This is a genomic window from Promicromonospora sp. AC04, from assembly GCF_003058225.1.
GTDB lineage: Bacteria > Actinomycetota > Actinomycetes > Actinomycetales > Cellulomonadaceae > Promicromonospora.
Genome location: NZ_QBUG01000002.1, coordinates 485,042 through 511,095, shown reverse-complemented (window position 1 = coordinate 511,095; position 26,054 = coordinate 485,042). Strand labels below are relative to the sequence as shown.

Below are 26,054 nucleotides of genomic sequence, written 5' to 3'. Positions count from 1 at the left end.
GGACATCTTGCTCGACGTCAACGTCTTCGACGAGCTGCGTATCGGCCTCGCCACGGCCGAGGACATCCGTGCCTGGTCGCACGGTGAGGTCAAGAAGCCAGAGACCATCAACTACCGCACCCTCAAGCCGGAGAAGGACGGGCTCTTCTGCGAGAAGATCTTCGGTCCCACCCGCGACTGGGAGTGCTACTGCGGCAAGTACAAGCGCGTGCGCTTCAAGGGCATCATCTGCGAGCGCTGTGGTGTTGAGGTCACGCGCTCCAAGGTGCGCCGTGAGCGCATGGGCCACATCGAGCTCGCCGCGCCCGTCACGCACATCTGGTTCTTCAAGGGTGTGCCGTCCCGCCTGGGCTACCTGCTGGACCTGGCACCGAAGGACCTGGAGAAGGTCATCTACTTCGCGGCCTACATGATCACGTCGGTCGACGACGAGGCCCGCCAGGAGGACCTGCCCAACCTGCAGAACGAGATCGATCTCGAGAAGAAGGAGATCTCCGACCGCCGGGACAACGACATCAACACCCGCGCCCAGAAGCTCGAGGCCGACCTGGCCGAGCTCGAGGCCGAGGGTGCCAAGGCCGACGCGCGCCGCAAGGTGCGCGACTCCGCCGAGCGCGAGATGGCTCAGCTGCGCAAGCGCGCGGACCAGGAGCTGGACCGCCTCGAGCAGGTCTGGGACCGGTTCAAGAACCTCAAGGTCGCCGACCTCGAGGGCGACGAGATGCTGTACCGCCAGCTCCAGGACCGCTACGGCACCTACTTCGAGGGTGCGATGGGCGCGAACGCGATCCAGCAGCGCCTGCAGAACTTCGACCTGGACGCCGAGGCCGAGTCGCTGCGCGAGACCATCCGCTCGGGCAAGGGCCAGCGCAAGACCCGCGCCCTCAAGCGCCTCAAGGTCGTCAACGCGTTCCTCACGACCACCAACTCGCCCACGGCGATGGTGCTCGACGCCGTCCCGGTCATCCCGCCGGACCTGCGCCCGATGGTGCAGCTCGACGGTGGCCGGTTCGCGACGAGTGACCTGAACGACCTGTACCGCCGCGTCATCAACCGGAACAACCGCCTCAAGCGGCTCCTGGACCTGGGCGCGCCGGAGATCATCGTCAACAACGAGAAGCGGATGCTCCAGGAGGCCGTGGACTCGCTGTTCGACAACGGCCGTCGTGGTCGCCCGGTGACGGGCCCCGGCAACCGTCCGCTGAAGTCGATCTCCGACATGCTCAAGGGCAAGCAGGGCCGGTTCCGCCAGAACCTGCTCGGCAAGCGCGTCGACTACTCGGGCCGTTCGGTCATCGTCGTCGGCCCGCAGCTCAAGCTGCACCAGTGCGGCCTGCCCAAGCAGATGGCGCTCGAGCTGTTCAAGCCGTTCGTCATGAAGCGGCTCGTCGAGCTCAACCACGCGCAGAACATCAAGAGCGCCAAGCGCATGGTCGAGCGCACCCGCCCCGTGGTCTGGGACGTGCTCGAAGAGGTCATCACGGAGCACCCGGTGCTCCTGAACCGTGCGCCGACGCTGCACCGCCTGGGTATCCAGGCGTTCGAGCCGCAGCTCGTCGAGGGCAAGGCCATCCACCTGCACCCGCTCGTCTGCGGCGCGTTCAACGCCGACTTCGACGGTGACCAGATGGCCGTGCACCTGCCCCTGAGCGCCGAGGCGCAGGCCGAGGCCCGCATCCTCATGCTCTCGAGCAACAACATCCTGAAGCCGTCGGACGGCCGTCCGGTGACCATGCCCTCGCAGGACATGATCATCGGTCTGCACCACCTCACGAGCGACCGTCCGGGCGCCGTGGGCGAGGGGCGCGCGTTCGGCTCCGTGGCCGAGGCCATCATGGCCTTCGACCGGGGCGAGCTGGACATCAACGCCAAGATCCGGCTGCGGATGTCCGACCTGGTGCCGCCGCTGAAGGACTTCGAGGCGCCCGAGGGCTGGGAGCAGGGGCAGCAGCTCCTGTTCGACACCACCCTCGGCCGGTACCTGTTCAACGAGGCGCTGCCCGTCGACTACCCGTACGAGAACGGGATCGCCGACAAGAAGCGTCTCTCCACGATCGTCAACGACCTCGCCGAGCGTTACCCGAAGGTGGAGGTGGCCGCGGCGCTGGACGCGCTGAAGGACGCCGGCTACCGGTGGGCCACGCGCTCCGGTGTCACGATCGCAATCTCCGACGTCGCGGCGCCGACCGTCAAGGGCGAGATCCTCGACGAGCACGAGGCTCGGGCCCTCAAGGTCCAGCAGCAGTTCGACAAGGGTCTGATCACCGACGACGAGCGCCGTCAGGAGCTCATCGAGATCTGGACGCAGGCGACCGACAAGGTCGCGTCGGCCATGCGGGTCAACCTCGAGAGCAACGCGCGCAACACAGTGATGCGCATGGTGGGCTCGGGTGCTCGTGGTAACTGGATGCAGGTCCGTCAGATCGCCGGTATGCGCGGCCTCGTGGCGAACCCGAAGGGCGAGATCATCCCTCGTCCGATCAAGTCCAACTACCGTGAGGGCCTGTCCGTCCTCGAGTACTTCATCGCGACGCACGGTGCCCGTAAGGGTCTGGCCGACACGGCCCTCCGTACGGCGGACTCGGGTTACCTGACCCGTCGTCTGGTGGACGTCTCGCAGGACGTCATCATCCGCGAGGACGACTGCGGTACGGAGCGTGGCCTCACGCTGCCGGTCGCTGAGAAGCTCGCGGACGGCTCGCTCGTCCCGGACGACCGCGTCGAGACCAGCATCTACTCGCGTACCTTCGCGACCGACGTGGTGGACGCCGACGGCAACGTCATCGCGACCGCCGGGTCGGACGCCGGCGACGTCATCATCGACCAGGTGATCGCCGCGGGTATCTCCAGCGTCAAGGTCCGTTCGGTCCTGACCTGCGAGTCCCGTGTCGGTACCTGCGCCAAGTGCTACGGCCGCTCCCTGGCCACGGGCCTGCTCGTGGACATCGGCGAGGCCGTCGGCATCATCGCGGCGCAGTCGATCGGTGAGCCGGGCACGCAGCTGACGATGCGTACCTTCCACACCGGTGGTGTGGCTGCCGCTGAGGACATCACGCAGGGTCTGCCGCGTGTCACGGAGCTCTTCGAGGCCCGCACCCCCAAGGGTGAGGCGCCGATCGCGGAGTACACGGGTCGCGTGACGATCGAGGACACCGAGCGGACGCGTCACCTCGTGCTGACGCCGGACGACGGCGGCGAGGAGATCAAGTACCCGGTCACCAAGCGTGCGCGCCTGAAGATCGCGGACGGCGACCACGTGACGGTCGGTACCCAGCTCGTCCAGGGTGCTGTCGACCCGAAGAAGGTGCTGCGGATCCTCGGCCCGCGTGCCACCCAGACGCACCTGGTGGACCAGGTCCAGGAGACCTACCGCAGCCAGGGCGTGGACATCCACGACAAGCACATCGAGGTCATCGTGCGGCAGATGCTGCGTCGCGTGACCGTGCTCGACTCGGGTGACTCGCAGCTGCTGCCGGGTGAGCTCGCGGAGCGCATGCGCTTCGAGGACGCCAACCGCAAGGCCGTGTCGGAGGGTGGCCAGCCGGCCGCCGGCCGTCCGGAGCTGATGGGTATCACGAAGGCCTCGCTCGCCACCGACTCGTGGCTCTCGGCGGCCTCCTTCCAGGAGACCACCCGGGTGCTCACCGAGGCGTCGATGAGCGGTCGCCGTGACCCGCTGCTGGGCCTCAAGGAGAACGTCATCATCGGTAAGCTCATCCCGGCCGGTACGGGTCTGCCCCGCTACCGCAACGTCGAGGTCGAGCCCACCGAGCAGGCCAAGGCCGAGCTCTACCCGAGCTTCGGCTACGACGAGATCGACTTCCCGACCCTCGGTATGGGCTCGGGCGAGGCGATCCCGCTGGAGGACCTGGACCTCGGCGACTTCCGCTGATCCGGTCCGCTGACCGTTAGGTAGAGAGCGCCTGCCCGCCCTCCGCACGAGGTAAGCCTCGTACGGCGGGCCGGGCAGGCGCTCTGCTTGGCGGCTTCGGGTGCATCTCACACCCGATTCGTTTTGACCCCCCGTTAACACGTGGGTATTCTTAGAATTCGTGCCCGCGCCGTCGGGCCGCACCTCTTGAAGGCCGCCGCAGGGTGGCTTCGGAAGCGGCCGATGTGAGTGCGCAGGCATCCCGGTGAAATCCTCCCGGGGCACGTCGTGCCCCGATGGTGGAACCGGGCCATCGAGCCGGTGGTAAGTGGCGCAGCAGTCCCCGTGGGGCTGTGGGTGCCGCATGCAATCGGCACGCACAAGCCAGAACCATTGACGGGGACGCCGGCAGGGCGTCGCCGAAGCTCAAGAAGACGACGGAGACGTAGTGCCTACGATCCAGCAGCTCGTCCGCAAGGGGCGCACCTCGAAGGTCACGGCGTCCAAGACGCCGGCCCTTCATGCCTCCCCTCAGCGGCGCGGTGTGTGCACTCGCGTGTACACCACCACCCCCAAGAAGCCGAACTCGGCGCTCCGTAAGGTCGCGCGCGTGAAGCTCTCCTCCGGTACCGAGGTCACCGCGTACATCCCCGGCGTCGGCCACAACCTGCAGGAGCACTCGATCGTGCTCGTGCGTGGCGGCCGTGTTAAGGACCTCCCGGGCGTGCGGTACAAGATCGTCCGCGGCGCGCTCGACACCCAGGGTGTCAAGGGTCGCAAGCAGGGTCGGAGCAAGTACGGCGCCAAGAAGGAGAAGAGCTGATGCCCCGCAAGGGTCCGGCCCCGAAGCGGCCGCTCATCGTCGACCCGGTCTACGGGTCCCCGGTTGTCACGCAGCTGATCAACAAGGTCCTGCTCGACGGCAAGAAGTCGACCGCCGAGGCGATCGTCTACGGCGCCCTCGAGGGCGTCCGTGCCAAGACCGACGGCGACCCTGTCGTGGTGCTCAAGCGCGCGCTCGACAACGTCCGTCCGGCTCTCGAGGTGCGCTCCCGCCGCGTCGGTGGCGCCACCTACCAGGTGCCGGTCGACGTGCGCCCGACGCGTGCCACCACGCTCGCGCTGCGCTGGCTCACCGACTTCTCCCGCGCTCGTCGCGAGAAGACGATGACGGAGCGCCTCATGAACGAGATCCTCGACGCGTCGAACGGTCTCGGTGCCGCGGTCAAGCGCCGCGAGGACATGCACAAGATGGCCGACTCCAACAAGGCCTTCGCGCACTACCGCTGGTAGTAGCTTCCGAGCGGCCCCGGTGACCCCGGGGCCGTCGGTGGACGCATAACCGCCGGCCCCCAGCCCACCTTCAGACCAAGGGGTAAGACACCGTGGCACTCGACGTGCTGACCGACCTGAACAAGGTCCGCAACATCGGCATCATGGCCCACATCGATGCCGGAAAGACCACGACGACCGAGCGCATCCTGTTCTACACGGGTGTGAACTACAAGATCGGTGAGACGCACGACGGTGCGTCGACGATGGACTGGATGGAGCAGGAGCAGGAGCGCGGCATCACGATCACGTCCGCCGCGACGACCTGCTACTGGAAGAACAACCAGATCAACATCATCGACACGCCGGGCCACGTCGACTTCACGGTCGAGGTGGAGCGTTCGCTCCGCGTGCTCGACGGCGCGGTTGCCGTGTTCGACGGCAAGGAGGGTGTCGAGCCCCAGTCCGAGACGGTCTGGCGCCAGGCGGACAAGTACGACGTCCCGCGCATCTGCTTCGTCAACAAGATGGACAAGCTCGGTGCCGACTTCTACTTCACCGTCGACACGATCATCAACCGCCTCAAGGCGAAGCCGCTCGTCATCCAGCTCCCGATCGGTGCTGAGAACGACTTCGAGGGCGTCGTCGACCTCATCGAGATGAAGGCGCTCACGTGGCGCGGCGACACCAAGATGGGCGAGGAGTACGAGGTCGAGGACATCCCGGCCGACATGGTCGAGAAGGCTGAGCAGTACCGCGCTCAGCTCATCGAGGCCGTCGCCGAGGCCGACGACGAGCTGCTCGAGAAGTTCCTGGGTGGCGAAGAGCTCACGATCCCCGAGATCAAGAGCGGTATCCGCAAGCTCGTCATCACCTCCGCGGCCTTCCCGGTCCTGTGCGGCTCGGCGTTCAAGAACAAGGGCGTCCAGCCCATGCTCGACGCCGTCATCGACTACCTCCCGTCGCCGCTCGACGTGCCGGCCGTCCAGGGCCACGACGTCAAGGACGCCGAGAAGATCATCGAGCGTCGTCCGGACGAGACGGAGCCGTTCTCGGCCCTCGCGTTCAAGGTCGCCACGCACCCGTTCTTCGGCAAGCTGACCTACGTCCGCGTCTACTCGGGCAAGGTCGCGCAGGGCGCCGCTGTGCAGAACTCGACCAAGGGCAAGAAGGAGCGCATCGGGAAGCTCTTCCAGATGCACTCCAACAAGGAGAACCCGGTCGAGGAAGCTCACGCGGGCCACATCTACGCGTTCATCGGGCTCAAGGACGTCACCACCGGTGACACCCTGTGCGACCCGGCGAACCAGGTCATCCTCGAGTCGATGAGCTTCCCGGAGCCGGTCATCGACGTGGCCATCGAGCCGAAGACGAAGGCCGACCAGGAGAAGCTGTCGACCGCCATCCAGAAGCTCGCGCAGGAGGACCCGACCTTCCGCGTGCGGCTGGACGACGAGACCGGCCAGACCGTCATCGGCGGTATGGGCGAGCTCCACCTCGACATCCTCGTCGACCGCATGCGTCGCGAGTTCAAGGTCGAGGCGAACGTCGGCAAGCCGCAGGTCGCGTACCGCGAGACCATTCGCCGCGTCGCGGAGAAGGTCGACTACACGCACAAGAAGCAGACCGGTGGTTCCGGCCAGTTCGCCAAGGTCCAGGTGACCTTCGCACCGCTGGAGACGACGGAGGGCGAGCTCTACGAGTTCGAGAACGCCGTCACCGGTGGCCGCATCCCGCGCGAGTACATCCCGTCGGTGGACGCTGGTATCCAGTCGGCCATGCAGCAGGGTGTGCTGGCAGGCTTCCCGGTCGTCGGCGTCAAGGCGTCGCTGATCGATGGTGCGTACCACGACGTCGACTCCTCGGAGATGGCGTTCAAGATTGCCGGTTCGATGGTCTTCAAGGAAGGCGTCAAGCGCGCCGACCCTGTCCTGCTCGAGCCGGTCATGGCCGTCGAGGTGCGTACGCCCGAGGAGTACATGGGCGACGTGATCGGCGACATCAACTCTCGACGTGGCATGATCCAGTCCATGGAGGACGCGACCGGCGTCAAGGTCGTTCGCGCCCAGGTGCCGCTCAGCGAGATGTTCGGCTACATCGGTGACCTTCGGTCGAAGACCCAGGGTCGCGCGGTGTACTCGATGCAGTTCGACAGCTACGCCGAGGTTCCCAAGGCGGTTGCCGAAGAGATCATCAAGAAGACCCGGGGCGAGTGAGTCCCCACAGGTCGACCCGCACAACCAACCTGTAGGAAAAACCGCACGCCCCGCAGTTGTAGGCTTCTTGGCCGAGCATCTGCAACGTTCGGAACATCTACCCAAGTCCCAGGAGGACCCCAGTGGCTAAGGCCAAGTTCGAGCGGACCAAGCCGCACGTCAACATCGGCACGATCGGTCACGTCGACCACGGTAAGACGACGCTGACCGCGGCGATCTCGAAGACGCTTGCGGACAAGTACCCGGAGCTCCCGGCAAACACGGTGCGCAAGTTCGACGAGATCGACGCCGCGCCGGAGGAGAAGCAGCGCGGTATCACGATCAACATCGCGCACATCGAGTACGAGACGCCGAAGCGCCACTACGCGCACGTTGACGCCCCGGGTCACGCCGACTACATCAAGAACATGATCACCGGTGCCGCCCAGATGGACGGCGCGATCCTGGTGGTTGCCGCCACCGACGGCCCGATGGCCCAGACGCGTGAGCACGTGCTGCTCGCCCGTCAGGTCGGCGTGCCGTACCTGATGGTGGCGCTCAACAAGTCCGACATGGTCGACGACGAGGAGATCCTCGAGCTCGTCGAGATGGAGGTCCGTGAGCTGCTGTCGTCGCAGGAGTTCGACGGCGACAACGCCCCGGTCATCCGCGTCTCGGGCCTCAAGGCTCTCGAGGGCGACCCGGAGTGGGTCGAGAAGATCGTCGAGCTGATGGACGCCGTCGACGAGAACATCCCGGAGCCGGTGCGGGACCTCGACAAGCCCTTCCTCATGCCGATCGAGGACGTCTTCACGATCACCGGTCGTGGCACCGTCGTCACCGGTAAGGTCGAGCGTGGCACCCTGGACATCAACTCCGATGTCGAGATCGTGGGTATCCGCGTCCCGCAGAAGACCACCGTCACGGGCATCGAGACGTTCCACAAGCAGATGGACCAGGCGCAGGCCGGCGACAACACCGGTCTGCTCCTGCGTGGCATCAAGCGCGAGGACGTCGAGCGCGGCCAGGTCGTCGTGAAGCCGGGTTCCATCACCCCGCACACGAACTTCGAGGCTCAGGTCTACATCCTGGGCAAGGACGAGGGTGGCCGTCACAACCCGTTCTACTCGAACTACCGTCCGCAGTTCTACTTCCGCACCACGGACGTCACCGGCGTCATCACGCTGCCCGAGGGCACCGAGATGGTCATGCCCGGCGACAACACCGAGATGACGGTCGAGCTCATCCAGCCGATCGCCATGGAGGAGGGTCTGGGCTTCGCCATCCGCGAGGGTGGCCGCACGGTCGGTTCAGGCCGTGTCACCAAGATCCTCAAGTGATCCTGGAGCACAGACTCGTCTGACGGAAGTCAGCTGAACGATGGGGCCCGGGTGCTTCGGCATCCGGGCCTCATCGCGTAGTAGTGGGCATCACACCATCCTCCGTTTGGTACATGCCCAGTCGTATGGCAAGATTGCATAGTTGCCTGTCACAGGCGTGCTCTTTCAAGTGTCGAACAGTGTGCAGAACCGCAGTCCTTGGTCCCGGCTCGCTCGGGATCAGCAGAGGCTGGAGCGGTCACCCTCCCGGGGAGAAACCGGGTGAGGGGTCGCGGGGTTTATCGCCTGCTGTTCGATGTGTACAGGGCGCCCCGCGGAGCACACATCCTTCGGATTTCCGGAGGCACTGTTCCGAGCAGGCTCGGCAAACGTCGTGGTCGGTCCCGGCTGTACAGCCAGGACAAGATCACTTCCCAACGGCCCCGGCACCAGCAATGGTGTTCTGCGCCCGGCTGTGCCGCTTTAAGCGACACGCCCGAGTGCGTGGGTCGGACAGTAGCGGTTCGAGAGAGAGAGTCAGACGACGCCATGGCGGGACAGAAGATCCGCATCCGGCTCAAGTCCTACGACCACGAGGTGATCGACAGTTCGGCGCGCAAGATCGTCGACACGGTCACTCGCGCTGGTGCGACGGTCGTGGGTCCGGTGCCGCTGCCGACGGAGAAGAACGTCTTCGTTGTGATCCGGTCGCCTCACAAGTACAAGGACAGCCGCGAGCACTTCGAGATGCGTACGCACAAGCGGCTCATTGACATCATCGATCCCACGCCCAAGGCCGTCGACTCGCTCATGCGACTCGACCTGCCGGCGGACGTGAACATCGAGATCAAGCTCTGAGGCTGGAGGACATCATGACCAACCAGCAGAAGAACGTGACCGCGTTGCTCGGGACCAAGCTCGGTATGACCCAGCTCTGGGACGAGGCAGGCCGCCTCGTGCCGGTGACCGTGGTCTCCGTGGGCACCAACGTGGTGACCCAGATCCGCACGGTGGACGCCGACGGTTACGCAGCTGTTCAGCTCGCAACCGGCCAGGTCGACCCCCGCAAGGTCACCAAGCCCCTCAAGGGCCACTTCGAGAAGGCCGGCGTCACGCCGCGTCGTCACGTGGCCGAGATCCGCACCGAGAACGCTGACGAGTTCACGCTCGGCCAGGAGATCACTGCCGACGCCTTCGAGGCCGGCGCTCTGGTCGACGTGGTCGGTACCACCAAGGGCAAGGGCACCGCCGGCGTCATGAAGCGTCATGGCTTCCACGGTGTTGGCGCCTCGCACGGTGCGCACCGCAACCACCGCAAGCCCGGCTCGATCGGTGGCGCTTCGACGCCGTCGCGAGTCTTCAAGGGCATGAAGATGGCCGGTCGGATGGGTAACGCCCGTCAGACCACCCAGAACCTGACCGTTCACGCGGTCGACGTCGAGAAGGGTCTGCTGCTCGTCAAGGGCGCGGTTCCCGGCCCCAAGGGTGGCGTCGTCCTCGTGCGTAACGCCGCGAAGGGAGCGTGAACCCGATGACCGCTCTGACTGTCGACGTCCTGGACGCCAAGGGCAAGAAGTCCGGCACCGCCGAGCTTCCCTCTGAGGTGTTCGACGTCGCCGTGAACATCCCGCTGATCCACCAGGTCGTCGTTGCGCAGCGCGCCGCGGCGCGCCAGGGTACGGCCTCCACCAAGACCCGCGGTGAAGTCCGCGGTGGTGGGCGCAAGCCGTACAAGCAGAAGGGCACCGGCCGCGCCCGCCAGGGTTCGACGCGCGCCCCGCAGTTCGCCGGTGGTGGCGTTGTCCACGGCCCGCAGCCGCGCTCGTACGACCAGCGCACCCCGAAGAAGATGAAGGCCGCCGCGCTGCGCGGTGCGCTCTCGGACCGCGCTCGTAACGGTCGCGTGCACGTCGTTGCCGGCTTCGGCATCGAGGGTGTCCCGTCGACCAAGACGGCGCTCGCCACGATCAAGACGCTGACGGCGCGCGCGCACGTGCTCGTCGTGACCCTGCGCGACGACGAGGCCACGGTCAAGTCCCTTCGCAACGTGCCCGAGGTGCACCTCCTGGTCGCTGACCAGCTGAACACCTACGACGTGCTCGTCTCCGACGACGTCATCTTCACCGAGGGTGCGCTTGCCGCGTTCCTCGAGGGCCCGACCAAGGGTGCGAAGGCTGTCGCCACGGAGTCCGAGGCCGAGACCGCTGAGGAGACCGCCAAGTGAGCGTCACCGTGAAGGACCCGCGCGACATCCTGCTCGCGCCGGTCGTCTCCGAGAAGAGCTACAACCTTCTCGACGAGGGCAAGTACACCTTCATCGTGGACCCGAGCGCCAACAAGACCGAGATCAAGATCGCCATCGAGAAGGTCTTCAGCGTCAAGGTCGCGTCGGTGAACACGATTAACCGCAAGGGCAAGACGCGTCGCACGCGTTTTGGCCTCGGCAAGCGCAAGGACACGAAGCGTGCGATCGTCACCCTCCGCGAGGGCACGATCGACATCTTCGGCGGTCCGGTCGGCTGAGCTGACGAGAGACGATTGAGGACAGGTTTCCATGGGAATCCGTAAGTACAAGCCGACGACGCCCGGCCGCCGCGGCTCCAGCGTCGCCGACTTCGTCGAGGTCACGCGCTCGCAGCCGGAGAAGTCGCTGATCCGCCCGCTGAGCAAGACTGGTGGCCGTAACAACACTGGTCGTATCACGACGCGTCACAAGGGCGGCGGCCACAAGCGCGCCTACCGCGTCATCGACTTCCGTCGTCACGACAAGGACGGCGTGCCTGCGAAGGTCGCTCACATCGAGTACGACCCCAACCGCACGGCGCGCATCGCGCTCCTGCACTACGCCGACGGCGAGAAGCGCTACATCATCGCGCCGAACAAGCTGTCGCAGGGCGACCGCATCGAGGCCGGTGCAGGCGCCGACATCAAGCCCGGCAACAACCTGCCGCTGCGCAACATCCCGACCGGTACGGTCATCCACGCCATCGAGCTCCGGCCCGGCGGCGGTGCGAAGATCGCCCGTTCGGCTGGTGCGTCCGTGCAGCTCGTTGCCAAGGACGGCCCGTACGCGCAGCTGCGCATGCCGTCCGGCGAGATCCGGAACGTCGATCTGCGCTGCCGCGCGACGATCGGCGAGGTCGGCAACGCCGAGCAGTCGAACATCAACTGGGGCAAGGCCGGCCGCATGCGCTGGAAGGGCAAGCGCCCGACCGTGCGTGGCGTCGCCATGAACCCGGTGGACCACCCCCACGGTGGTGGTGAAGGCAAGACGTCCGGTGGACGCCACCCGGTCAGCCCCTGGGGCCAGGCCGAGGGTCGTACCCGCCGTCCGAACAAGTCGAGCGACCGGATGATCGTCCGTCGCCGTCGTACCGGCAAGAAGCGCTGATAGGAGCCTGAAACATGCCTCGTAGCCTGAAGAAGGGCCCCTTCGTAGACGACCACCTGCAGAAGAAGGTGGACGTCCAGAACGAGAAGGGGACCAAGACAGTTATCAAGACCTGGTCCCGTCGGTCGGTAGTCACGCCCGACTTTCTCGGTCACACCTTTGCCGTGCACGACGGTCGCAAGCACGTCCCGGTCTTCGTGACCGAGGCGATGGTCGGCCACAAGCTCGGCGAGTTCGCTCCCACGCGGACCTTCCGCGGCCACGTGAAGGACGACAGGAAGGGTCGTCGCCGCTGAGGCGTGGGGTTCTCCTCACCACAGCAGTGATGACCTGGACTGTCTGAGAAAAGGAAGCAGGACAGCAATGGAAGCCAAGGCGCAGGCGCGGTTCGTCCGTGTCACGCCCCAGAAGGCCCGGCGCGTCGTGGACCTCATCCGTGGCAAGCAGGCCTCTGAGGCCGTCGCGGTGCTGAAGTTCGCACCGCAGGCCGCCAGTGAGCCGATCCGCAAGGTCGTGGAGAGCGCGATCGCCAACGCTCGGGTGAAGGCCGACCGCGCGAGCGAGCGCTTCGACGAGGGCGACCTGTTCGTCTCCGTCGCGCTCGTGGACGAGGGGCCGACGCTCAAGCGTTTCCGCCCCCGGGCTCAGGGACGTGCAACGCGCATTCTCAAGCGCACCAGCCACATCACCGTGGTGCTCGCCGACAAGGAAGGGGCCCGATAGTGGGACAGAAGGTTCACCCGCACGGGTACCGCCTCGGCATCACCACCGACCACCGGTCGCGTTGGTTCGCCGACAGCACCAAGCCCGGTCAGCGGTACCGCGACTACGTCCGTGAGGACGTGCAGATCCGCAAGCTCATGGGCACTGGCCTCGAGCGTGCCGGCATCTCCAAGGTCGAGATCGAGCGCACCCGCGACCGCGTCCGCGTGGACATCCACACGGCGCGTCCGGGCATCGTGATCGGCCGTCGAGGTGCTGAGGCCGACCGCATCCGCGGTGAGCTCGAGAAGCTCACGGGCAAGCAGGTTCAGCTCAACATCCTCGAGGTCAAAAACGCGGAGATCGACGCGCAGCTCGTTGCTCAGGGCATTGCCGAGCAGCTGGCCAGCCGTGTCTCGTTCCGTCGTGCGATGCGCAAGGGCATGCAGTCCGCCCAGCGTGCCGGCGCGAAGGGCATCCGCGTGCAGGTCTCCGGCCGCCTCGGCGGCGCCGAGATGAGCCGTTCGGAGTTCTACCGCGAGGGCCGCGTGCCCCTGCACACGCTCCGGGCGTACATCGACTACGGCTTCTACGAGGCCCGCACCACCTTCGGCCGCATCGGCGTGAAGGTGTGGATCTACAAGGGCGAGACCACCGAGAAGGAGTTCGCCGCTCAGCAGGCTGCAGCCGCGCCCCGTCAGGGCCGTGGCCGTGGCGAGCGTCCTGAGCGTGGCGAGCGCGGCGGCGAGCGTCGCGGCGGTCGTCGCAACGAGCGTCCGGCCGAGCGCAGCGCCGAGTCCGCCCCCGCGGCGGAGGCAGCTGCTGCTCCGGCCGCAGAGACCGGAACGGAGGCCTGACCATGCTGATCCCGCGCAGGGTCAAGCACCGCAAGCAGCACCACCCGTCGCGCTCCGGTGCGGCCAAGGGTGGTACCCAGATCGCGTTCGGCGACTTCGGCATCCAGGCTCTGGAGCCGGCGTACGTCACCAACCGCCAGATCGAGGCGGCGCGTATCGCAATGACTCGCCACATCAAGCGTGGCGGCAAGGTGTGGATCAACATCTACCCGGACCGTCCGCTGACGAAGAAGCCTGCCGAGACCCGCATGGGTTCCGGTAAGGGTTCGCCGGAGTGGTGGGTCGCCAACGTCAAGCCGGGCCGGATCCTTTTCGAGCTGGCCGGTGTCGACGAGTCCCTTGCACGTGAGGCCATGCGCCGCGCGATGCACAAGCTCCCGATGAAGTGCCGTTTCGTGGTGCGCGAGGGTGGTGTCTGATGGCTATCGGTACGCAGGGGCTTGCCCCCATCGACCTGGATGGCATGGACGACGAGGCTCTCGTCGCCAAGCTGAAGGAAGCCAAGGAGGAGCTGTTCAACCTCCGCTTCCAGTCGGCGACCGGCCAGCTCGAGAGCCACGGTCGTCTCAAGGCCGTGCGTCGTGACATCGCCCGGATCTACACGATCCTGCGTGAGCGCGAGCTCGGCATCCGTACGGCTCCGAGCGTGAGTGAGTGAGGCAATGAGCGACAACACGACTGCCGCTGCGGCCCCCGAGGCCCAGCGCGCGACGCGTAAGGTGCGCCGTGGCTACGTGGTGAGCGACAAGATGGACAAGACCATCGTGATCGAGGTCGAGGACCGGGTTAAGCACCCGCTCTACGCCAAGGTCATCCGTCGCACCACGAAGGTCAAGGCACACGACGAGCAGAACAGCGCCGGCATCGGCGACCTGGTCGTCATCATGGAGACCCGCCCGCTGTCCGCTACCAAGCGGTTCCGGCTCGTGGAGATCCTCGAGAAGGCCAAGTAAGGACTTCTATCCCGGCTGGGACGGTGCGTGACACACGTACGCGTGCCGTCCCGGCCAGCACAGCAACTATCCGTTCGGCCAGGCTCGCCGGAAACAGTCCGCGCGAGAACCAGTTCGACGACAGGAGTTCACTCAAATGATCCAGCAGGAGTCGCGACTTCGGGTCGCCGACAACACGGGTGCCAAGGAGATTCTCTGCATCCGCGTTCTCGGTGGCTCCGGCCGTCGCTACGCCGGAATCGGCGACACCATTGTCGCCACCGTCAAGGACGCAATCCCGGGCGGCAACGTGAAGAAGGGCGACGTCATCAAGGCCGTCGTCGTCCGGACCGCCAAGGAGCGCCGCCGTCCCGACGGTTCCTACATCAAGTTCGACGAGAACGCCGCCGTCATCCTGAAGGCCGACGGCGAGCCGCGCGGCACCCGCATCTTCGGCCCGGTGGGTCGCGAGCTGCGTGACAAGCGGTTCATGAAGATCATCTCGCTGGCTCCGGAGGTGCTCTGACCATGGCGAAGATCAAGAAGGGCGACCAGGTCATCGTGATCTCGGGTCGCGACAAGGGCAAGACCGGCCGCGTGCTCGAGGTCCTCAAGGACTCCGACCGCCTCGTGGTCGAGGGTGTTCAGCGAGTCACGAAGCACACCAAGGTGGGTCAGTCGCAGCGCGGCACCCGCACCGGTGGCATCGAGACGGTCGAGGCGCCGATCCACGTGAGCAACGTGATGATCGTCGACCCGGAGACCAAGAAGGGCACCCGCGTCGGGTACCGAGTCGAGCAGGTGGAGCGCGACGGTCGTACCAAGACCGTCCGGATCCGCGTTGCGAAGCGCTCCGGGAAGGACATCTGATGACCGAGACGACCATCGAGGCCCCGGCCCAGCCGCGCCTCAAGCAGAAGTACCGCGAGGAGATCCTCTCGGCGCTGATCGAGGAGTTCGGCCACAAGAACCTGCACCAGGCCGGCGGTCTCACGAAGATCGTCGTGAACATGGGTGTCGGCGACGCGGCCAAGGACTCGAAGCTCATCGAGGGCGCGATCCGCGACCTCTCGGCGATCACCGGTCAGAAGCCGCAGGTCACCAAGGCTCGTAAGTCCATCGCGCAGTTCAAGCTGCGCGAGGGCATGCCGATCGGTGCGCACGTCACGCTCCGCGGCGACCGCATGTGGGAGTTCCTCGACCGCCTGCTGTCCACCGCTCTGCCGCGTATCCGCGACTTCCGCGGCCTGTCGCCCAAGCAGTTCGACGGCCACGGCAACTACACCTTCGGTCTCACGGAGCAGTCGATGTTCCACGAGATCGACCAGGACAAGATCGACCGGGTCCGCGGTATGGACATCACGGTCGTGACGACGGCGACGACCGACGACGAGGGCCGCTCTCTGCTGCGCCGTCTCGGCTTCCCCTTCAAGGAGAACTGACATGGCGAAGAAGGCCCTGATCAACAAGGCGGCCGCCAAGCCGAAGTTCGCGGTCCGCGCCTACACCCGGTGCCAGAAGTGCGGTCGCCCGCACTCCGTCTACCGCAAGTTCGGCCTGTGCCGCATCTGCGTGCGGGAGATGGCCCACCGCGGCGAGCTTCCCGGCGTCACCAAGAGCAGCTGGTAACACAACTACGCCGTAGGTCCGTCCAGCCACACGAGGCAGTTCGGATACCCCGGCGAGGAAGGGCAAGAGCCCGATGACTATGACCGACCCGATCGCAGACATGCTGACCCGTCTGCGTAACGCGAACTCGGCGCACCACGACACGGTCACCATGCCGTCGTCGAAGCTGAAGACGCACATCGCTGAGATCCTGCAGGCCGAGGGCTACATCGCCGGCTGGTCCGTGGAGGACGCCCAGGTGGGCAAGTCCCTCACGCTCGAGCTGAAGTACGGCCAGAACCGGGAGCGCGCCCTTGCCGGCGTGCGCCGGATCTCGAAGCCCGGCCTGCGCGTCTACCGCAAGTCCACCGAACTGCCCAAGGTCCTCGGCGGCCTGGGCGTGGCGATCCTGTCCACGTCCTCCGGCCTGCTGACCGACCGTCAGGCACAGGCCAAGGGCGTCGGCGGCGAAGTCCTCGCCTACGTCTGGTAATCCGGAAAGGAGAAAACGCCAATGTCTCGAATCGGCAAGCTTCCCGTTCCGGTCCCAGCCGGCGTGGACATCACTGTCAGCGGCGCGCTCGTGACCGTGAAGGGCCCCAAGGGTTCTCTCGAGCACAACGTGCCCGCACCCATCAATGTCGCCCAGGAGGACGCCCAGCTCGTGGTGTCCCGTCCGGACGACGAGCGGAACTCCCGTGCGCTGCACGGCCTCACCCGCACGCTGATCGCCAACATGATCACGGGCGTGACCGAGGGCTACGAGAAGAAGCTCGAGATCGTCGGTACTGGTTACCGCGTCGTGGCGAAGGGTTCGAGCCTCGAGTTCGCGCTCGGTTTCAGCCACCCCGTTGTCATCGAGCCCCCCGCTGGTGTCACGTTCGCTGTCGAGAGCCCCACCAAGTTCTCGGTCTCGGGCATCGACAAGCAGCAGGTCGGCGAGGTCGCAGCGAACATTCGCAAGATCCGCAAGCCCGAGCCCTACAAGGGCAAGGGCGTGCGCTACGCCGGCGAGAACGTCCGCCGCAAGGTCGGAAAGGCTGGTAAGTGACGATGGCTATCAAGATCCTGGGCAAGGGCAAGTCCGTCGCTCGCCAGCGCCGTCACCTGCGCCTGCGCAAGAAGATCACCGGCACCGCCGTTCGTCCGCGTCTGGTCGTCACCCGTTCCTCGCGCCACATGGTGGCGCAGGTCGTGGACGACAGCGTGGGCAAGACCGTCGCCTCGGCGTCGACCCTCGAGGCCGACCTGCGTGCGTTCGACGGCGACAAGACGGCCAAGGCCCGCAAGGTCGGCGAGCTCGTCGCCGAGCGTGCCAAGGCTGTCGGCGTCGACACCGTCGTGTTCGACCGCGGCGGCAACAAGTACCACGGTCGCGTCGCTGCTGTGGCTGACGGCGCCCGCGAGGGCGGTCTGGCCCTGTGATGACCAACGCACGGAAGAAGAGGACTCTCTGATGGCTGCAGGGCAGCGCAGCGGCGCCCCCCAGGGTGCCGCCACCGAGAACAAGGACCGTAACGACGGCCGCCGTGGTGGCGGACGTCGCGACGACCGTCGTGGAGGGCGCGAGGAGAAGAGCGCCTTCGTCGAGAAGGTCGTCTCCATCAACCGCGTCGCCAAGGTCGTCAAGGGCGGCCGTCGCTTCAGCTTCACCGCGCTCGTCGTGGTGGGCGACGGTGACGGCACCGTCGGTGTCGGCTACGGCAAGGCCAAGGAAGTGCCCGCGGCGATCGCCAAGGGTGTCGAGGAGGCGAAGAAGAGCTTCTTCCGCGTTCCTCGCATCCAGGGCACCATCCCGCACCCCATCCAGGGTGAGGCCGCTGCCGGCGTCGTGTTCCTGCGTCCGGCTTCGCCGGGTACCGGTGTTATCGCCGGTGGTCCGGTGCGCGCCGTGCTGGAGTGCGCCGGCATCCACGACGTGCTGAGCAAGTCGCTCGGTTCGTCGAACGCGATCAACATCGTGCACGCCACGGTCGCGGCCCTGCAGGGCCTCGAGGAGCCGGCTGCTGTTGCCGCTCGTCGTGGGCTCCCGCTCGAGGACGTGGCCCCGGCCGCGCTGCTCCGCGCGCAGGCCGCCGGTCGTGCCGAGTCGACTGCAAAGGCGGGTGCGTGATGGCTCGACTCAAGGTGACTCAGACCAAGTCCGCCATCGGCGGCAAGCAGAACCAGCGTGACACGCTGCGAACCCTCGGCCTCAAGCGGATCGGCGACACCGCCGTGAAGGAGGACCGTGCGGAGATTCGTGGCATGGTCAAGACGGTGGCGCACCTCGTCGCCGTCGAGGAGGTCGAGTGATCATGGCGGACAACAAGCCGCTGAAGATGCACCACCTCCGTCCGGCCCCCGGCGCCAAGACCGCGAAGACCCGTGTGGGTCGCGGTGAGGGCTCGAAGGGTAAGACGGCAGGTCGTGGTACCAAGGGTACGAAGTCTCGTTACCAGGTGCCCGCAGGCTTCGAGGGTGGGCAGGTGCCTCTGCACATGCGCCTCCCGAAGCTGCGTGGGTTCAAGAACCCGTTCCGCGTCGAGTTCCAGGTCGTGAACCTGGACAAGCTTTCCGCGCTGTTCCCCGAGGGTGGCTCCGTCACCGTCGAGGACCTCGTCGCGAAGGGTGCGGTCCGCAAGGGCCAGCCCGTGAAGGTGCTCGGCAACGGCGAGATCACCGTCAAGCTCGAGATCGCGGTCGACCGCGTCTCGACGTCCGCCAAGGAGAAGATCCTGGCGGCCGGCGGTACGGTCTCGGAGGCCTGAGACAGCTGGCAGGGCCGGCGGCGCGTGATGCGCGGCCGGCCCTGTGTGCTCTCTTGAGTATTCCCGGAGCGAAACGTGGTCCACCGGACCCCGTGAGCAACGTAGAATCCGACACGGTCTGGCCGCACCGTTGTGGTCTGGCCCACGTTCGACACACCTCGCCGGCGTCCTGCCGACGACACGAGATCCCGCAACGGCGGGCCAGGAGGATAGGGTGCTCAGCGCTTTCGGCCGGGCTTTCCGGACGCCAGACCTGCGGCGCAAGCTGCTGTTCACGATCGCGATCATGGCGATCTTCCGGCTCGGGTCGTTCATCCCGACTCCCGGTGTGGACTATCAGAACGTGCAGCAATGTATCGGTGAGCAGGGAGAGAACACTCTGCTCGGCCTGATCAACGTCTTCAGCGGCGGCGCACTGCTGCAGCTGTCGATCTTCGCCCTCGGGATCATGCCGTACATCACGGCGAGTATCATCGTGCAGCTGCTTCGCGTGGTCATCCCTCGCTTCGAGGCCCTGCACAAGGAGGGTCAGTCGGGCCAGACCAAGCTGACCCAGTACACGCGCTACCTGACGATCGCCCTCGCGATCCTGCAGTCCACCACTGTCATCACGACGGCGCGCCAGGGCCTGCTCTTCCAGGGCTGCACCGTGGCGACCGAGGTGATCGCGGACGACACCATCCTGACCTCGATCTTCATGGTCATCACCATGACCGCCGGCACCGGCCTCGTCATGTGGCTCGGCGAGCTGATCACCGAGCGCGGCGTCGGCAACGGCATGTCGCTCCTGATCTTCACGTCGATCGCCGCGAGCTTCCCGACGTCGCTGTGGTCGATCGCCGGTGGCGCCAACGGCGTCGTGAACTTCACCATCATGATCCTGGTCATCATCCTGGTGATCGGCCTCGTGGTGTTCGTCGAGCAGTCGCAGCGCCGCATCCCGGTGCAGTACGCGAAGCGCATGGTCGGCCGCCGCATGTACGGCGGCACCAGCACGTACATCCCGATCAAGATCAACATGTCCGGCGTGATCCCCGTGATCTTCGCGGCGTCGATCCTCGCCATCCCGGGCCTGCTCGCGCAGTTCGGCGACCAGACGTCCGAGTGGGTCATCTGGATCTCCAACAACCTGGTCCAGCAGTCGTCGCCGCTGTACATCGCGGTGTACACGCTGATGATCATCTTCTTCTGCTTCTTCTACACCTCGATCACGTTCAACCCGGACGAGGTCGCGGACAACATGAAGAAGTACGGCGGCTTCATCCCCGGCATCCGTGCCGGCCGCCCCACGGCGGAGTACCTCGACTTCGTGATCACCCGGATCACCTCCGCCGGTTCCCTGTACCTCGCGCTGATCGCGCTGATCCCGACGCTGGTGCTCGTCTTCCTGGGCGTCAGCACCAACCTGCCCTTCGGCGGTAGCTCGATCCTCATCGTGGTCGGCGTCGGGCTGGAGACGGTCAAGCAGATCGACTCCCAGCTGCAGCAGCGCCACTACGAAGGATTCCTCCGTTGAGCCAGACTCCCAACACCACCTCTCGCCGCGAGCTGCACGCTCGTCCGGACCAGGAGGGCCAGGTCACGCGCCTGGTCATCATGGGTCCGCAGGGTGCGGGAAAGGGCACGCAGGCAGCCCGCCTCGCTGAGGTCTTCGGGATCGTCCCGATCTCGACGGGCGACATCTTCCGCACGAACATCGCGGGGGAGACCGAGCTGGGCAAGCTTGCGCAGGAGTACACGAACAAGGGTGACCTGGTCCCGGACGAGGTCACCAACGACATGGTCCGCGACCGCCTCGCGGAGCCCGACGTCAAGCAGGGCTTCATCCTCGACGGGTACCCGCGCAACGCCGCCCAGGTGGCGGAGCTCGACGGGATCCTCGCCGGCCTCGGCTGGGAGCTGGACGGCGTCATCGAGCTGACGGCGGACCGCGCCGAGCTCCTGAGCCGCATCGCGAAGCGCGCCGAGGTAGAGGGACGGGACGACGACACCGAGGAAGCCATCACCCGGCGCCTCGACATCTACGCGGAGCAGACGGCCCCGCTGACCGCGGCCTACGGGGAGCGCAACCTGCTGGTGCAGGTCGACGGGCTCGGCGAGATCGCCGAGGTCACCGACCGCATCGTGGCTTCGCTCGCGACCCAGCTGGGCTGACTCTTGGTCTTCGGCCGGGAGCGGATCGAGTACAAGACGCCGGACCAGGTGCGCCACATGCGGCGCGCCGGTCTGGTGGTCGCAGACACCCTCGCCGCGGTCCGTGCGGCCGCCCGGCCCGGCCTGACCACCGCCGACCTGGACGCGATCGCCGCGAGGACCATCGACGCCGCCGGCGCGACGCCGTCGTTCCTGGGCTACCAGGGCTTCCCGGCGGTCATCTGCACATCGGTCAACGACGAGGTCATCCACGGCATCCCGGGCAGCCGGGTGCTCGCCGCGGGTGACCTCGTCTCGATCGACTGCGGCGCGATCATCGAGGGCTGGCACGGCGACTCGGCCATCTCGTTCGTCCTGGGCGCCGAGGGCGCCCTGGACCACACCCTGCCCGACGGCGACCTGGTCGCCGCGGGCGCGGACCTCGCCGACGTCGCGCTCGTCCGGGCGACGGAGGCCGCCATGTGGGCGGGTATCGCGACCCTGGCGTCCGCCAAGCGGCTGAACGCCGTTGGTGAGGCCGTGGAGGCCGCCGTCGAGCTGGCGGGCGAGTTCCAGGGCGTCGAGTACGGCATCGTCGAGGAGTACGTCGGGCACGGCATCGGCAGCGCCATGCACCAGCCGCCCGACGTGCACAACTACCGGACATCGGGATCAGGCCCGCGGCTGCGGTCCGGGATGTGCCTCGCCATCGAGCCGATGATCACGCGCGGCGGGTCCGACACCAGCGTCCTGGAGGACGACTGGACGGTGGTCACCGTCGACGGGTCCCGTGCGGCGCACTGGGAGCACTCGACGGCGGTCATGGAGGACGGCATAGTCGTGCTGACGGCGGTCGACGGGGGAGCGGAGCGCCTCGGTGTCCTCGGCGTGAAGCCGGTAGCGCTCGACTGAGAAACTTCACCCGGGGGCTATTTAACTGCGAGTCAGTTGGCTACGATCGGCCCCGTGACCGATGAAGCCCACACCCTGCCCGCAGCCTCCGGTTCTCCGGTGTCCGGCGAGGACACCAAGCTCCGCGGAGACACCACCTACGCGGCCCCGGCGCACGCGGGGCCGGGGCGGGCGCATGGGCCCTGGTACACGCGGATCCTCCCGGCCGTGGGCCGGGGCTTCAAACGGTTCGGGCGCTGGCTCGCCGTATGGAGCCGTCGCCTCGCGCCCAGTCCGTTCCTCTGGGTCGGCATCGTGCTCGGGTTCGGCACCTCGCTCCTGCTGTGGGAGTCGGTCCTGCTGCTCGGCGTCGTGGTCTGGCTGCTCGGCGTGTGGCTCTGGATCGCGCGCGGGCGCACGGTGCTCGTCGCGCTCGGCCTGGGCATCGTGCTGGGCTGGCTGCCGATGCTGTTCTTCTTCGTCAACAGCCTGCCGCACACGATGGTGGGCCTCCCCGGGGTCGAGTACGACCTCTGAGCGGTCCTCCGTGGCGAGGCTCACGGCTCGCGCGGCCGCCGTCGTCGTCCTTGCGCTTTGAATGCTTTCCGAACTGACGTAAGATAGATCGCTGGGTGTAGTCCGCTCAACGCCGCCAGTTCTTCAAAGGGTGCCATTGGCGCCTGCCGGTCCCCGCGCATGCGGGGCGCAGGCCGAGGCACACGAGGTAGGCGGCACACGGACACACACGACATCCACACCCGACTGTCGGCCTCGCAGGGTTCCTGCGGTGCCGTGGGCGTGGAAGCAGTCACGACGAGAGTTAGCGGAGGATATGGCAAAGAAGGACGGTGTCATCGAGATCGAGGGCAGTGTGATCGAGGCTCTGCCGAACGCGATGTTCCGCGTCGAGCTGTCGAACGGTCACAAGGTTCTCGCGCACATCTCGGGCAAGATGCGTCAGCACTACATCCGGATCCTCCCTGAGGACCGTGTAGTGGTTGAGCTCAGCCCGTACGACCTGTCCCGCGGCCGGATCGTCTACCGCTACAAGTAGTCAGTCCCCGATCCGGGGTTACGTCACTCGCGGCCTTGCCGGAGGTGACGTCGCCGCACGATCGACCACCCACGACACTGCTGCGTGCGCACCGGGAGACCGGACGTGCGTGGTGGAGGAAAAACTCGATGAAGGTCAAGCCGAGCGTCAAGAAGATCTGCGACAAGTGCAAGGTGATTCGCCGGCACGGTCGCGTCATGGTGATCTGCGACAACCTGCGCCACAAGCAGCGCCAGGGCTGATCACGCCCCGGGCATCCGCCCGGTTCGGTGGCTGAGGCCACCACCAGCGCACCACCTCGAACCTCTCGCAGCGGGCAACGCCCGCAGGGAGGGGAACCCTCGGTCCGGAGGCCGGGGCCCGCGTGAGACGCGGGATGGCGGTGCGGTAGACCTCCGACGAGCAGTACAGGAGCCGGAAGGCACATGGCACGTCTTATCGGCGTCGACCTCCCCCGCGACAAGCGGCTTGAGGTTGCGCTCACTTACATCTTCGGTGTGGGTCGTACCCGCGCTCAGGAGACCCTGGCCGCCACGGGCATCAGCCCGGACGTCCGCGTGAAGGACCTCGGCGACGCCGAGCTCGTTGCGCTGCGTGACTACCTCGAAGGCAACTTCAAGCTCGAGGGTGACCTCCGGCGTGAGGTTGCTGCCGACATCCGCCGCAAGGTCGAGATCGGCACCTACCAGGGCATCCGCCACCGTCGCGGCCTGCCGGTGCGTGGTCAGCGCACAAAGACCAACGCGCGTACCCGCAAGGGTCCCAAGCGCACCGTCGCGGGCAAGAAGAAGGCCCGCTGATAGCAGTCCGTGGAGCGGTCGGCTCATCGAGCTGAGACCGCCCCGGTCCGATCAGACCAGGAGATTACAGAACAGATGCCTCCCAAGACTCGCGCCGCCGCCGGCCGCAAGCCGCGCCGCAAGGACAAGAAGAACGTCCCGCTCGGCCAGGCGCACATCAAGTCCACCTTCAACAACACGATCATCTCGATCACCGACCCGTCCGGTGCCGTGGTGTCGTGGGCCTCTGCCGGCCACGTCGGCTTCAAGGGCTCCCGCAAGTCCACCCCGTACGCCGCGCAGATGGCTGCCGAGTCGGCCGCTCGCCGCGCGCAGGAGCACGGCGTCAAGAAGGTCGACGTCTTCGTGAAGGGCCCGGGTTCCGGTCGCGAGACCGCCATCCGCTCGCTCCAGGCGACCGGCCTCGAGGTCGGCTCGATCCAGGACGTGACGCCCCAGGCGCACAACGGCTGCCGCCCCCCGAAGCGTCGCCGCGTCTGATGTTTGTTGCGCCAGGTGGTGACCGCGGCCCGAGGGGCTGCGGTCACCACCTGATCGCGACATCGGCTCACCGCTCGCGGTGAGCATTCGCTCGGCCGGTGACAGAGATCCGTCCGAGCCGCGAGAGATCGCAAGGCCGTGATGCGTCATATAGCGGACGCACACTGAAAGGACACCCACAGTGCTCATCGCACAGCGCCCCACGCTGACCGAAGAGGTCATCTCGGAGAGCCGTTCCCGCTTCTCCATCGAGCCGCTCGAGCCTGGCTTCGGCTACACGCTCGGCAACTCGATGCGTCGCACCCTGCTGTCGTCCATCCCGGGCGCGGCCGTCACGTCCATCCGTATCGACAACGTGCTGCACGAGTTCAGCACCGTGTCGGGCGTGAAGGAGGACGTCACCGAGATCATCCTCAACATCAAGAACCTCGTCGTCTCCTCGGAGAACGACGAGCCCGTCGTGATGTACCTGCGCAAGCAGGGCGCCGGCACCGTGACCGCCGCGGACATCGTTCCGCCGGCGGGCGTCGAGGTGCACAACCCCGACCTGCACATCGCCACCCTGAACGACAAGGGCAAGCTCGAGATCGAGCTGACCGTCGAGCGGGGCCGTGGGTACGTGTCCGCCGCGCAGAACAAGCAGTTCGACGCGGAGATCGGGCGCATCCCGGTCGACTCGATCTACTCGCCGGTCCTCAAGGTCACGTACAAGGTCGAGGCCACCCGAGTCGAGCAGCGCACCGACTTCGACAAGCTCATCGTCGACGTCGAGACCAAGCAGGCGATCACGCCTCGCGACGCGCTCGCATCGGCTGGCAAGACCCTGGTCGAGCTGTTCGGCCTGGCACGTGAGCTGAACGTAGAGGCCGAGGGCATCGAGATCGGCCCGTCGCCGACGGACACCGCGCTGGCCGCGGACCTGGCGCTGCCGATCGAGGAGCTCAACCTCACCATCCGTTCGTACAACTGCCTCAAGCGTGAGGGCATCCACCAGGTGGGCGAGCTCGTGGCTCGCAGCGAGGCGGACCTGCTCGACATCCGCAACTTCGGTGCGAAGTCGATCACCGAGGTCAAGGAGAAGCTGGCCGAGCTGGGCCTCAGCCTCAAGGACTCGCCGCTGGACTTCGATCCGGCCGGCGCTTCGTACTTCGAGGGTGGCGACTCCGCGGCCTACAGCGGCGACGAGCAGTCGTACTGACGTCCCGCGCCCGGCCTAGGCCGGGCGCGCGGAACCACTTCCAAGGAGACAAGTAATGCCTACCCCCACCAAGGGTCCGCGGCTCGGCGGTAGCCCGGCTCACGAGCGCCTGATTCTCGCGAACCTGTCGACCTCGCTCTTCGAGCACGGCCGCATCACGACCACCGAGACCAAGGCCAAGCGCCTGCGTCCGCTGGCTGAGCGCCTGATCACGTTCGCGAAGAAGGGCGACCTGTCCGCCCGTCGCCGCGTGCTCACGGTCGTTCGTGACAAGGGCGTGGTGCACACGCTCTTCACCGAGATCGCCCCGGCCATGGCCGAGCGCAACGGTGGCTACACGCGCATCACCAAGATCGGCACCCGCAAGGGCGACAACGCGCCGATGGCGGTCATCGAGCTCATCACCGAGCCCGTGAGCCCCAAGCAGGCCGTCGTCAAGGAGGCCACCAAGGCCGCCGAGAAGGCTGCGCCCGTGGCTGACGAGCCGGTCGAGGACGCCGTCGTCGAGGAGACCCCGGCCGAGGACGTCAAGGACGCCCCGGTCGAGGACGCTCCCGCCGAGGAGACCACGGAGGACAAGAAGGAGGCCTGAGCCTCCTTC

Annotated in this window: 36 protein-coding genes; all 36 read left to right on the top strand. The window is 66.7% G+C overall.

The window, feature by feature from the left end:
* Window positions 1–7 precede the first annotated feature (7 nt).
* A complete protein-coding gene (locus C8K30_RS07810) occupies window positions 8–3,892 on the top strand; it encodes a DNA-directed RNA polymerase subunit beta' (RefSeq protein WP_108492306.1) in 3,885 nt (1,294 codons plus the stop codon).
* Between the two features lie 427 nt (window positions 3,893–4,319).
* The gene (gene rpsL / locus C8K30_RS07805; RefSeq protein ID WP_108492305.1) at window positions 4,320–4,694 is read left to right on the top strand and encodes a 30S ribosomal protein S12; all 375 of its coding nucleotides are present in this window, start codon (window positions 4,320–4,322) and stop codon (window positions 4,692–4,694) included.
* A complete protein-coding gene (gene rpsG, locus C8K30_RS07800) occupies window positions 4,694–5,164 on the top strand; it encodes a 30S ribosomal protein S7 (protein WP_020016110.1) in 471 nt (156 codons plus the stop codon). Before rpsL ends, rpsG begins: the two co-directional genes overlap by 1 nt.
* 92 nt (window positions 5,165–5,256) lie before the next feature.
* Window positions 5,257–7,359 (top strand): elongation factor G, encoded by a 2,103-nt coding sequence (gene fusA, locus C8K30_RS07795; protein WP_108492304.1) that lies wholly within the window; start codon window positions 5,257–5,259, stop codon window positions 7,357–7,359.
* A gap of 122 nt (window positions 7,360–7,481) precedes the next feature.
* Window positions 7,482–8,678, top strand: a complete 1,197-nt coding sequence (gene tuf / locus C8K30_RS07790; protein WP_108492303.1) for an elongation factor Tu — start codon at window positions 7,482–7,484, stop codon at window positions 8,676–8,678.
* 528 nt (window positions 8,679–9,206) lie between these two features.
* Window positions 9,207–9,515, top strand: coding sequence for a 30S ribosomal protein S10 (gene rpsJ / locus C8K30_RS07785; protein WP_019146773.1), 309 nt, complete (start codon window positions 9,207–9,209; stop codon window positions 9,513–9,515).
* A 14-nt stretch (window positions 9,516–9,529) separates the two neighbouring features.
* Window positions 9,530–10,183, top strand: a complete 654-nt coding sequence (gene rplC, locus C8K30_RS07780; protein WP_108492302.1) for a 50S ribosomal protein L3 — start codon at window positions 9,530–9,532, stop codon at window positions 10,181–10,183.
* 5 nt (window positions 10,184–10,188) lie between these two features.
* Window positions 10,189–10,881 carry a 50S ribosomal protein L4 gene (rplD, locus tag C8K30_RS07775; protein ID WP_108492580.1) on the top strand — a complete coding sequence of 231 codons (693 nt, stop codon included), beginning with the start codon at window positions 10,189–10,191 and terminating at the stop codon, window positions 10,879–10,881.
* On the top strand, window positions 10,878–11,180 hold the full coding sequence (rplW, locus tag C8K30_RS07770; RefSeq protein ID WP_020016115.1) for a 50S ribosomal protein L23: 303 nt from the start codon (window positions 10,878–10,880) through the stop codon (window positions 11,178–11,180). The genes rplD and rplW overlap by 4 nt, the downstream gene beginning before the upstream one ends.
* 31 nt (window positions 11,181–11,211) lie before the next feature.
* Window positions 11,212–12,048: a 50S ribosomal protein L2 gene (gene rplB / locus C8K30_RS07765; RefSeq protein WP_108492301.1), complete on the top strand. Its 837-nt coding sequence runs from the start codon at window positions 11,212–11,214 to the stop codon at window positions 12,046–12,048.
* A gap of 14 nt (window positions 12,049–12,062) precedes the next feature.
* The gene (rpsS, locus tag C8K30_RS07760; protein ID WP_108492300.1) at window positions 12,063–12,344 is read left to right on the top strand and encodes a 30S ribosomal protein S19; all 282 of its coding nucleotides are present in this window, start codon (window positions 12,063–12,065) and stop codon (window positions 12,342–12,344) included.
* Between the two features lie 67 nt (window positions 12,345–12,411).
* A complete protein-coding gene (gene rplV / locus C8K30_RS07755) occupies window positions 12,412–12,771 on the top strand; it encodes a 50S ribosomal protein L22 (protein WP_108492299.1) in 360 nt (119 codons plus the stop codon).
* Window positions 12,771–13,607, top strand: coding sequence for a 30S ribosomal protein S3 (rpsC, locus tag C8K30_RS07750; RefSeq protein ID WP_108492298.1), 837 nt, complete (start codon window positions 12,771–12,773; stop codon window positions 13,605–13,607). Before rplV ends, rpsC begins: the two co-directional genes overlap by 1 nt.
* A gap of 2 nt (window positions 13,608–13,609) precedes the next feature.
* Window positions 13,610–14,026: a 50S ribosomal protein L16 gene (gene rplP, locus C8K30_RS07745; RefSeq protein WP_108492297.1), complete on the top strand. Its 417-nt coding sequence runs from the start codon at window positions 13,610–13,612 to the stop codon at window positions 14,024–14,026.
* Window positions 14,026–14,265, top strand: coding sequence for a 50S ribosomal protein L29 (gene rpmC / locus C8K30_RS07740; RefSeq protein ID WP_108492296.1), 240 nt, complete (start codon window positions 14,026–14,028; stop codon window positions 14,263–14,265). Before rplP ends, rpmC begins: the two co-directional genes overlap by 1 nt.
* A gap of 4 nt (window positions 14,266–14,269) precedes the next feature.
* Window positions 14,270–14,560, top strand: a complete 291-nt coding sequence (rpsQ, locus tag C8K30_RS07735; protein ID WP_108492295.1) for a 30S ribosomal protein S17 — start codon at window positions 14,270–14,272, stop codon at window positions 14,558–14,560.
* 136 nt (window positions 14,561–14,696) lie between these two features.
* Entirely contained in the window at window positions 14,697–15,065 is a 369-nt protein-coding gene (gene rplN / locus C8K30_RS07730; protein WP_108492294.1) for a 50S ribosomal protein L14, read from the top strand.
* Window positions 15,066–15,067: 2 nt separating this feature from the next.
* Window positions 15,068–15,409 carry a 50S ribosomal protein L24 gene (gene rplX / locus C8K30_RS07725; RefSeq protein ID WP_108492293.1) on the top strand — a complete coding sequence of 114 codons (342 nt, stop codon included), beginning with the start codon at window positions 15,068–15,070 and terminating at the stop codon, window positions 15,407–15,409.
* The gene (gene rplE / locus C8K30_RS07720; protein ID WP_020016125.1) at window positions 15,409–15,981 is read left to right on the top strand and encodes a 50S ribosomal protein L5; all 573 of its coding nucleotides are present in this window, start codon (window positions 15,409–15,411) and stop codon (window positions 15,979–15,981) included. Before rplX ends, rplE begins: the two co-directional genes overlap by 1 nt.
* Window position 15,982: 1 nt before the next feature.
* Entirely contained in the window at window positions 15,983–16,168 is a 186-nt protein-coding gene (locus C8K30_RS07715) for a type Z 30S ribosomal protein S14 (RefSeq protein WP_021480434.1), read from the top strand.
* Window positions 16,169–16,241: 73 nt separating this feature from the next.
* Complete coding sequence (gene rpsH, locus C8K30_RS07710) at window positions 16,242–16,640, top strand: 30S ribosomal protein S8 (RefSeq protein ID WP_026365832.1); 399 nt, start codon at window positions 16,242–16,244, stop codon at window positions 16,638–16,640.
* A gap of 21 nt (window positions 16,641–16,661) precedes the next feature.
* Complete coding sequence (gene rplF, locus C8K30_RS07705) at window positions 16,662–17,198, top strand: 50S ribosomal protein L6 (protein ID WP_108492292.1); 537 nt, start codon at window positions 16,662–16,664, stop codon at window positions 17,196–17,198.
* A gap of 2 nt (window positions 17,199–17,200) precedes the next feature.
* Window positions 17,201–17,572: a 50S ribosomal protein L18 gene (gene rplR, locus C8K30_RS07700; protein ID WP_108492291.1), complete on the top strand. Its 372-nt coding sequence runs from the start codon at window positions 17,201–17,203 to the stop codon at window positions 17,570–17,572.
* A gap of 31 nt (window positions 17,573–17,603) precedes the next feature.
* A complete protein-coding gene (gene rpsE / locus C8K30_RS07695; protein WP_108492290.1) occupies window positions 17,604–18,260 on the top strand; it encodes a 30S ribosomal protein S5 in 657 nt (218 codons plus the stop codon).
* Window positions 18,260–18,442: a 50S ribosomal protein L30 gene (gene rpmD, locus C8K30_RS07690; RefSeq protein WP_020016131.1), complete on the top strand. Its 183-nt coding sequence runs from the start codon at window positions 18,260–18,262 to the stop codon at window positions 18,440–18,442. Before rpsE ends, rpmD begins: the two co-directional genes overlap by 1 nt.
* A 2-nt stretch (window positions 18,443–18,444) precedes the next feature.
* The gene (gene rplO / locus C8K30_RS07685; RefSeq protein ID WP_108492579.1) at window positions 18,445–18,897 is read left to right on the top strand and encodes a 50S ribosomal protein L15; all 453 of its coding nucleotides are present in this window, start codon (window positions 18,445–18,447) and stop codon (window positions 18,895–18,897) included.
* Window positions 18,898–19,111: 214 nt separating this feature from the next.
* Window positions 19,112–20,413, top strand: coding sequence for a preprotein translocase subunit SecY (gene secY / locus C8K30_RS07680; protein WP_108492289.1), 1,302 nt, complete (start codon window positions 19,112–19,114; stop codon window positions 20,411–20,413).
* Between the two features lie 80 nt (window positions 20,414–20,493).
* The gene (locus C8K30_RS07675) at window positions 20,494–21,051 is read left to right on the top strand and encodes an adenylate kinase (protein WP_108492578.1); all 558 of its coding nucleotides are present in this window, start codon (window positions 20,494–20,496) and stop codon (window positions 21,049–21,051) included.
* 3 nt (window positions 21,052–21,054) lie between these two features.
* Window positions 21,055–21,942 (top strand): type I methionyl aminopeptidase, encoded by an 888-nt coding sequence (gene map / locus C8K30_RS07670; RefSeq protein ID WP_108492288.1) that lies wholly within the window; start codon window positions 21,055–21,057, stop codon window positions 21,940–21,942.
* A gap of 54 nt (window positions 21,943–21,996) precedes the next feature.
* A complete protein-coding gene (locus tag C8K30_RS07665; RefSeq protein ID WP_146197380.1) occupies window positions 21,997–22,458 on the top strand; it encodes a hypothetical protein in 462 nt (153 codons plus the stop codon).
* A gap of 295 nt (window positions 22,459–22,753) precedes the next feature.
* Complete coding sequence (gene infA / locus C8K30_RS07660) at window positions 22,754–22,975, top strand: translation initiation factor IF-1 (protein ID WP_020016137.1); 222 nt, start codon at window positions 22,754–22,756, stop codon at window positions 22,973–22,975.
* A 128-nt stretch (window positions 22,976–23,103) separates the two neighbouring features.
* Window positions 23,104–23,217 carry a 50S ribosomal protein L36 gene (rpmJ, locus tag C8K30_RS07655; RefSeq protein ID WP_003956441.1) on the top strand — a complete coding sequence of 38 codons (114 nt, stop codon included), beginning with the start codon at window positions 23,104–23,106 and terminating at the stop codon, window positions 23,215–23,217.
* 183 nt (window positions 23,218–23,400) lie between these two features.
* Complete coding sequence (gene rpsM / locus C8K30_RS07650) at window positions 23,401–23,775, top strand: 30S ribosomal protein S13 (protein WP_108492286.1); 375 nt, start codon at window positions 23,401–23,403, stop codon at window positions 23,773–23,775.
* A gap of 75 nt (window positions 23,776–23,850) precedes the next feature.
* Window positions 23,851–24,255 carry a 30S ribosomal protein S11 gene (gene rpsK / locus C8K30_RS07645; protein WP_020016139.1) on the top strand — a complete coding sequence of 135 codons (405 nt, stop codon included), beginning with the start codon at window positions 23,851–23,853 and terminating at the stop codon, window positions 24,253–24,255.
* 181 nt (window positions 24,256–24,436) lie between these two features.
* Complete coding sequence (locus C8K30_RS07640; RefSeq protein WP_108492285.1) at window positions 24,437–25,453, top strand: DNA-directed RNA polymerase subunit alpha; 1,017 nt, start codon at window positions 24,437–24,439, stop codon at window positions 25,451–25,453.
* A gap of 55 nt (window positions 25,454–25,508) precedes the next feature.
* Window positions 25,509–26,045 (top strand): 50S ribosomal protein L17, encoded by a 537-nt coding sequence (rplQ, locus tag C8K30_RS07635; RefSeq protein WP_108492284.1) that lies wholly within the window; start codon window positions 25,509–25,511, stop codon window positions 26,043–26,045.
* The last annotated feature ends 9 nt before the right edge of the window (window positions 26,046–26,054 follow it).